The organism is Collinsella aerofaciens (assembly GCF_005844325.1).
In the GTDB taxonomy this organism is placed as follows: Bacteria; Actinomycetota; Coriobacteriia; order Coriobacteriales; family Coriobacteriaceae; genus Collinsella; species Collinsella aerofaciens_G.
On sequence record NZ_SPFY01000044.1, the window covers coordinates 1 to 7,299 of the forward strand.

The 7,299-nt window shown below is 59.9% G+C and carries 4 protein-coding genes; 1 reads left to right on the plus strand and 3 read right to left on the minus strand.

The features are described 5' to 3' along the window. Nucleotides 1-427: 427 nt before the first annotated feature. From glgP to galE, 3 genes are all read right to left on the minus strand, one after another. A complete protein-coding gene (gene glgP / locus FGQ61_RS09355) occupies nucleotides 428-2,695 on the minus strand; it encodes a glycogen/starch/alpha-glucan family phosphorylase (RefSeq protein ID WP_229025988.1) in 2,268 nt (755 codons plus the stop codon). A gap of 128 nt (nucleotides 2,696-2,823) precedes the next feature. Continuing rightward, the gene (malQ, locus tag FGQ61_RS09360) at nucleotides 2,824-4,341 is read right to left on the minus strand and encodes a 4-alpha-glucanotransferase (protein WP_249360978.1); all 1,518 of its coding nucleotides are present in this window, start codon (nucleotides 4,339-4,341) and stop codon (nucleotides 2,824-2,826) included. Between the two features lie 209 nt (nucleotides 4,342-4,550). Beyond that, nucleotides 4,551-5,612 (minus strand): UDP-glucose 4-epimerase GalE, encoded by a 1,062-nt coding sequence (galE, locus tag FGQ61_RS09365; protein ID WP_138375350.1) that lies wholly within the window; start codon nucleotides 5,610-5,612, stop codon nucleotides 4,551-4,553. A gap of 266 nt (nucleotides 5,613-5,878) precedes the next feature. Between galE and FGQ61_RS09370 the strand changes: the two genes are divergently transcribed. Beyond that, a complete protein-coding gene (locus FGQ61_RS09370; protein ID WP_138375351.1) occupies nucleotides 5,879-7,084 on the plus strand; it encodes a coiled-coil domain-containing protein in 1,206 nt (401 codons plus the stop codon). Nucleotides 7,085-7,299 lie beyond the last annotated feature (215 nt).

Consider the following 7,299-nt stretch of genomic DNA (forward strand, 5'->3'; position numbering starts at 1 on the left):
CGACACGCATAAAAAGCCTCCCATTTCTCGTGTCCAAGAAATGGGAGGCAGTTCACGCTGGGCGAGAGGGGGGCCTTTCTTTGTGCTGGGGGTGTCTGACCGGTCGTTTGTCTCGATCTGTAACGGGTAGGGCCGATTTCGGACGCTAGGTGTTACAGATCGAGACGGTTCCGCCGAGCTAACCATTTCATCTAAATCTGTAACACCAAAGGCGAATTTCAGTTGCTAGATGTTACAGATTGAGATAAACCCAAGGGGAGGGGCCGGTATGTCTCAATCTGTAACAGCTGGGGCCGTTTTTACCGAGTAGCTGTTACAGATCGAGATTGTTTGGTAGAGTCGGGTCACAGGGTAACGTGCGGGCACAAAAAACGGAGCCGTGTTGCCACGACTCTGTTTCTCAAGAGGATGGGTAAGGGAAGCGAAATTAGTTCAGGTGCCAGATCTCGTCGTTGTACTGGGAGATGGTGCGGTCGGACGAGAAGGCGCCGGCGTTGGCGATATTGATGAGCGCCTTGCGCATCCAGGCGTCCTGGTCCTCGTAGTCGGCCAACACGCGCTCCTTGGTCTGGATGTACTCCTCGATGTCGAGCAGGGCCATAAACCAGTCCTTGCCCTTAATGTCGTCGTGCAGGCGCTGCAGGCGCTCGGCGTTGCCGGTCGCCATAAAGGCGGGGTTGGTGATGAAGTCCACCAGCAGTTTAATGCCGGGCTTGCGGTAAAGTGCACCGGCGCTGTAGGTGCCGTCGGCATAGAGCTGCTCGACCTGCTTGGACGAGGCACCAAAGGTATAGATATTCTCGTCGCCCACGAGCTCGGCAATCTCCACGTTGGCGCCGTCGAGCGTGCACAGGGTTAGGGCGCCGTTGAGCATGAACTTCATGTTGGAGGTGCCGCTCGCCTCCTTGGAGGCCAGGCTGATCTGCTCGGAGATATCAGCGGCGGGGATCACGCGCTCGGCGGCGGTGACGTTGTAGTTCTCGATCATGACGACCTGCAGGTAGGGAGCCACGTCGGGGTCGTTTGCAATCCACTGCGACAGCGTCAAGATCAGATGGATGATGTCCTGCGCGATAGTGTAGGCAGGCGCCGCCTTGCCGCCAAAGATGATGGTGACGGGGTGCTTAGGTCTGTTGCCGTTCTTGATATCGAGGTACTTCCAGATGATGTAGAGCGCGAGCATCTGCTGACGCTTGTACTCGTGGATGCGCTTGACCTGGACGTCGATGATGGCGTTGGAGGGAATGGTCACGCCCTGCTCGAGCGCCATGAACTGGCGCATGATGGCCTTGGCTTCGACCTTGGTGGCGGCCAGGCGCTCAAGAACGTCCTTGTCGTCGGCGAACTTGGCGAGTTTGCTCAGATCGCCGGTGCTGCGCCAGTCGGTGCCGATCACATCGTCGAGCAGGCTGGCGAGCGCGGGGTTGGCCCCATGGATCCAGCGGCGGAAGGTGATGCCGTTGGTCTTGTTGGAGAACTTCTTGGGATAGATCTCGTAGAACGGATGAAGCTCGGTGTCCTCCAGGATCTTGGTGTGGAGGGCGGCTACGCCGTTGATGGAGAAGCCAAAGTGGATGTCCATGTGGGCCATGTGGACGGTATCGTGTTCGTCGATGATGGCGACGCGCGGGTCATCGTGCTCGGCCTTCGCGATCTCATCGAGCTTGACGATAATGTCGGCGATGGCAGGGGAGACCTTCTGCAGGCTGGCGAGCGGCCACTTCTCGAGCGCCTCGGCAAGAATCGTGTGGTTAGTGTAGGCGACCATGGAGCGTACGATGGTCACAGCCTCGTCAAACTCGATGCCATGTTCGGTGGTGAGCAAGCGAATGAGCTCGGGGATGACCATGGTGGGGTGCGTGTCGTTAATTTGGACCACGGCGTAGTCGGCCAGATCGTGCAGGTTGCTGCCGCGCTCGACGGCCTCGTCGATCAGGAGCTGGGCGGCGTTGCTCACCATGAAGTACTCCTGATAGATGCGAAGTAGGCGGCCCTGCTCGTCGGAATCGTCGGGGTAGAGGAACAAGGTGAGGTTCTTGGCGATCTCGGTCTTGTCGAAGTCGATGGAGCTGCCGGGGACCAGGCCGTCGTCGACGCTCGCCAGGTCGAACAGGCGCAGGCGGTTCTTGGTGGGCTGGCCGTAACCGGGCACATCGATGTTGACGAGCTTGGAAGTAACGGCAAAATCGCCGAACTCGACGGTGTAGGAGCGGTCATCGTCGACTAGGATGTCCTGCTCACCGAGCCACTCGTCGGGGACGGCCTTCTGCTGGTTGTCGACAAAGCGCTGACGGAACAGACCGTAGTGATAGTTGAGGCCCACGCCATCGCCGGTCAAGCCCAGCGTGGCGATGGAATCCAGGAAGCACGCGGCCAGGCGGCCCAGGCCGCCGTTGCCGAGCGACGGCTCGACCTCGAACTCCTCGATCTTGTTGAGGTCGTGGCCTGCGGCGGTGAGCTGGTCCTTAACCTCGTCGTAGATGCCAAGGTCGATCATGTTGTTGATGAGCAGCTTGCCGATCAAAAATTCGGCGGAAATGTAATAGAGCTTTTTCTTGCCGTTGTTGAGCGGGCAGGCGGCGGAGCGCTCCTGCACGAGTTTGACCAGCAGCTTGTAAATGCGACGGTCGTCGAGCTGCTCGAGCGAGGTGCCAAAAGACTGCTCGGCGAGTTCCATGAGGTTAATTTGGGGCATGTTTTCTCCTGTGATGGGTTGTTTCATGTCTGCAATTCATAAGAAGCCCGCGCGAGGGGATTGGGGTGGCCTCGCGCGGGAAAAGCAAGCGCGTCCGCACGGTGGGGAGGGGTCGGGCGCGGTAGCTCCTATTGAGGAAGCTCGATTTCGGCTTCCGACGGGATGCGGAAGTAGGTCTCGGTCCAGTCGGTGAGTTTGTGCTCGAGCTCGCGGGTGATGGCGCCGTCGAGCATGCGCCAGGTCCAGTTGCCGCCCAGCGTGGCAGGGGTGTTGATGCGCGCCTCGTTGCCCAAGTTGAGCAGGTCCTGCATGGTGTAGATGCACGTGTCGCTCACACTGGCGGCGATGGTGCGGTTGAGTGCGTCTGCCATGGGTTCGCCGGCCTGCTGATGGGTGTACAGGGCTGCCTGCTCGCGCTGACGCGGGGTGGCCGTTCCCTCAAACCAACCGCGCGCTGTCTCGTTGTCGTGGGTGCCCACATAGGCGACGGTGTTGGCGATGTAGTTATGCGGCAGGTAGTACGAGTTGGTGCCCTCAAAGGCAAACTGCAGGATCTTCATGCCGGGGAAGCCCGAGTTGTCGCGCATGTTGATGACGCCGGGGGTGAGGAAGCCCAGGTCCTCGGCGATGATGGGCAGCGTGCCGAGCTTTTCCTCGAGCGTCTTGAAGAACTTGAGGCCGGGACCCTGCGTCCACGAACCGTAGGACGAATCGGGCGAGGAGAACGGCACCTCCCAATAGGCCTCGAAGCCGCGGAAGTGATCCAGGCGGATGACGTCGTACATGTCGAGGGCGGCGCGAATGCGGCCCTCCCACCAGGAGAAACCGTCGGACTCCATGGCGTCCCAGTCGTAGATGGGGTTGCCCCAGTACTGGCCGGTGGCCGAGAACTGGTCGGGCGGCGTGCCGGCGACGCTCACGGGATTGCCGGCGGCGTCGATCTTAAAGAGCTCAGGCGTCGCCCACATCTCGACGGAGTCACGCGAGACATAGATGGGCAGGTCGCCGATGATGAGAATGTCGCGCTCGTTGGCATAGGCCTTGAGGCGGCTCCACTGGCGATCGAAGAAGTACTGTGTCATCTGGTGGTAGAGCATACGCGCCGGATGGTCGGCGCAGACCTTGGCGGAAGCCTCGCCGCGGGTGCGGAGCTCCGCGGGCCACTCCCAAAATGCCTTGAGACCGCACTCCTCTTTGACGGTCATGAACTCACAGTAGGGGATGAGCCAGTCCTCGTTGGCCTGGATAAAGTCATCGAAATCGGCCGGCTTGTCGGCGGCAAAGCGCTCGGCGGCGCGGTCGAGAATCTGACGGCGGCCGCCAAAGATAGCACCGTAGTCGACATTGCTGGGGTCGGATCCCAGATAGACGCCATCGATATCGCGCTGCTCCAGATACCCTGCCTCGATAAGCTCGGCAAAGTCGATAAAGTTGGGGTTGCCTGCGCGGGCCGAGAACGACTGATAGGGCGAATCGCCATAGCTGGTCGTCGTAAGGGGCAGAATCTGCCAGTAATGTTGTTTGCACGAGGCGAGAAAATCGACGAAGTCGTAGGCATTCCAGCCAAAGCCGCCGATTCCGTATGGTCCGGGCAGAGATGAGACGGGCATGAGGACGCCGCTTGCACGCTCCATGAATGCGCTCACCAACCTTCTTGTTGTGGGGTCGGCCTGCCGATGGGTGTGCAGTCCGCCTCCGATGTTCTGATTCGATACGCCTATTGTAAAACATGTTGTTTAAACATGTACAGGCAAGATAAAAAAGTTGGTCGATTTTCGGCGAATGGTTACATGCCATGAAAAAGCCCCGACCTCACAACGTGAGATCGGGGCAAGAGCGGTATGTAGGTTTTTTGCTACTCGGCGTCGGCGAAGCCGTTGGGGTTGTGGCTCTGCCAGTTCCAGCTATCGCGGCACATGTCCGCGATGTCGTACTGGGCCTTCCAGCCCATCATGCGCTCGGCCTTGGAGGCATCGCACCAGTTGGCAGCGATGTCGCCGGCGCGGCGCTCGCGGATCACGTAGGGCAGCTCCTTGCCACAAGCCTTGGAGAAGGCGGCGACGACCTCGAGTACCGAGGTGCCGGTGCCGGTGCCCAGGTTAAAGATCTCGACGCCGGTCTTGCCGTTCATCCAGTTAAGGGCGGCAACGTGACCAGAGGCCAGATCGCACACGTGGATGTAGTCGCGCACGCCGGTGCCGTCGGGGGTGGGGTAATCGTTGCCAAAGACCTGAACGGCCTCGAGCTTGCCCACGGCAACCTGGGCGACATAGGGCACCAGGTTGTTGGGGATGCCCTTGGGGTCCTCGCCGATCAGGCCTGACGGATGAGCGCCGATGGGGTTGAAGTAACGGAGCAGCACGACGTCCCACTCGGGGTCGGCGGTGTGGACGTCCATAAGGATCTGCTCGATCATCCACTTGGTCCAACCATAGGGGTTGGTCGCGGGCTTCTTAGGATCCTCCTCGGTGACGGGCGGGTTGTCCGGGTCGCCGTAGACGGTCGAGGAGCTCGAGAAGATGATGGACTTGCAGCCATGGTTGCGCATGACGTCGATGAGCACCAGGGTGTTCTCGATGTTGTTGTGGTAGTACTCGACGGGCTTGCTCACCGACTCGCCGACGGCCTTAAAGCCGGCAAAGTGGATGACGCGGTCGATCTGATGGGTATCGAAGATCTTGTTCATCGCATCGCGGTCGAGCACGTTGGCCTCGTAGAAGGTGAGGTTCTTGGCGGCCTCGTCGCCCACGATGGCCTTGACGCGGTCGACGGCGACGGCGCTGGAGTTGGAGAGATCATCGACGATGACGACCTGGTAGCCACCCTCGAGCAGCTGAACGACGGTGTGCGAGCCGATAAAGCCGGCGCCACCGGTAACGAGGACGCAGGTGTCTTTGGGGTCGAGTGCTTTGGACATGTAGTCTCCTATCGAATCAGGAACACTTCTTCAGGGGAGTATAGCGCAGGCAGGGACGCCCAAATCGTGCGCTGTAGGAAAAGCAGAGGATTGTGCTAACGTACTCATAGAAGAGCTTGCGTACGCATAACCTGATCTTTGGCATTTGCTTACGAGCCGCTGACCTTGCAGTTTCCTGCCGTTCGTGGAAATCGTTGGGACGCGCCATATGTACGCTAATATGTATGAGTTGAGCGACATATAAATAAGCATGTAACGGAGTACATATGTCACCAAACAGCGATTCCATCCTTTCCCAGGAGTTCTCGCGCCGCACTGCCCTCAAGGCCCTGTTCGGCGCCGCTTCTGCGGCAGTTCTTTTTGGCCTGCCCGCTCGCGCCCATGCGGCGGAGGCTTCCAAAGAAACCACCGATAAACTGAATGCCGCCCAGGCCCAGCTCGACGAGGTTCAGGCCCAGCTCGACAGCATCGCAAATGAGTATGCGGCGCTGGCCAACAAGAATGCCCAGACCCTCAACGACATCGAGAATGTCCAGGGCAAGATTGACGACACGCAGGCCCAGATCGATGAAAAGAAGGCCGAGCTCAAGAAGAAGCGCAACGACCTTTCCGATCGCGTGGCCGCCAGCTACAAGTCCGGCGGCACGAACATCCTGTCGCTGCTGCTGGCCTCTGGCTCGTTTGAGGAACTCGTCGCCAACGCGCATTACGTTGAGAAGATCAACAAGAGCGACCGCGACGCCATCGAGGACATTCAGACCATCCAGGAAGAGCTCGATGCGCAAAAGACCGAGCTCGAGTCGCAGAAGGCCGACTTAGAGAAGCTCAAGGACCAGCAGACTGCCCAGATGCAGGACATGCAGGCCAAGCAGCAAGAAGTCCAGACCGTGCTGAACGGTCTTTCCGACGACGTCAAGGAGCTCATGGCTCAGCGCGATTCCGAGATCCTCGCTGCTGCCCAGGCTGAGGAGGCCGCTAGGAAGGCTGCCGCTGCCGCGGCTGCCGCGAACAAGAACAATTCCTACTCGGGTGGTTCGAGCTCGGGTGGTGGATCGTACGCGCCCGGAACTCCGCAGCAGAATGCCGGCTCGGGCAAGCAGCAGGCTGTCGTCAACGCGTGCTACTCCACGCCTTCGCCGGGTCAGAACTGGTGCGCGGCGTGGGTTACCAATGTCTTCCGTAACGCCGGCGTTGGCTACTTTGGCGGCAACGCCTGCGACATGTTCAACGCCTGGTGCTATAGCTCCGACCGCTCGGCGCTGCAGGTGGGCATGATCGTGGCCGATTCCTCGCACAGCGGCACGGGTGCTCCGGGCCTTATCTACGGTCATGTGGGTATCTACGTTGGCGGCGGCATCGTTATGAGCAACGAGGGCGCCATTACGTCTAAGTCGCTTGACTCGTTTATTAGCTTCTATGGCACTGGCTCTGGCGTGCGTTGGGGCTGGCTCGGCGGCGTGGCGCTGTCGTAAAGCCGACGGGGCCGCGTGCCCGCCCGCAATATATTTGATTGCCTGCTCGGGCAGTCCTGCGCAAGACGAAGGCCACATTAAGTGGCCTTCTTTGCGTGCGGAACTCGCGATCAATCAAATATATTGCGGGCGGGCACGCGGCCCTCTTGGGTTCGGGGCGGGCTTATAGGACAAAATGTGTGTCCACGTTGGGGGCATCGGCGCAGGTCGATGCC

Coding starts and splice junctions, on each gene's coding strand:
- glgP (WP_229025988.1), bottom strand. CDS start 2,695: ATGCCCCAAATTAACCTCATGGAACTCGCCGAGCAGTCTTTTGGCACC.
- FGQ61_RS09370 (WP_138375351.1), top strand. CDS start 5,879: ATGTCACCAAACAGCGATTCCATCCTTTCCCAGGAGTTCTCGCGCCGC.
- galE (WP_138375350.1), bottom strand. CDS start 5,612: ATGTCCAAAGCACTCGACCCCAAAGACACCTGCGTCCTCGTTACCGGT.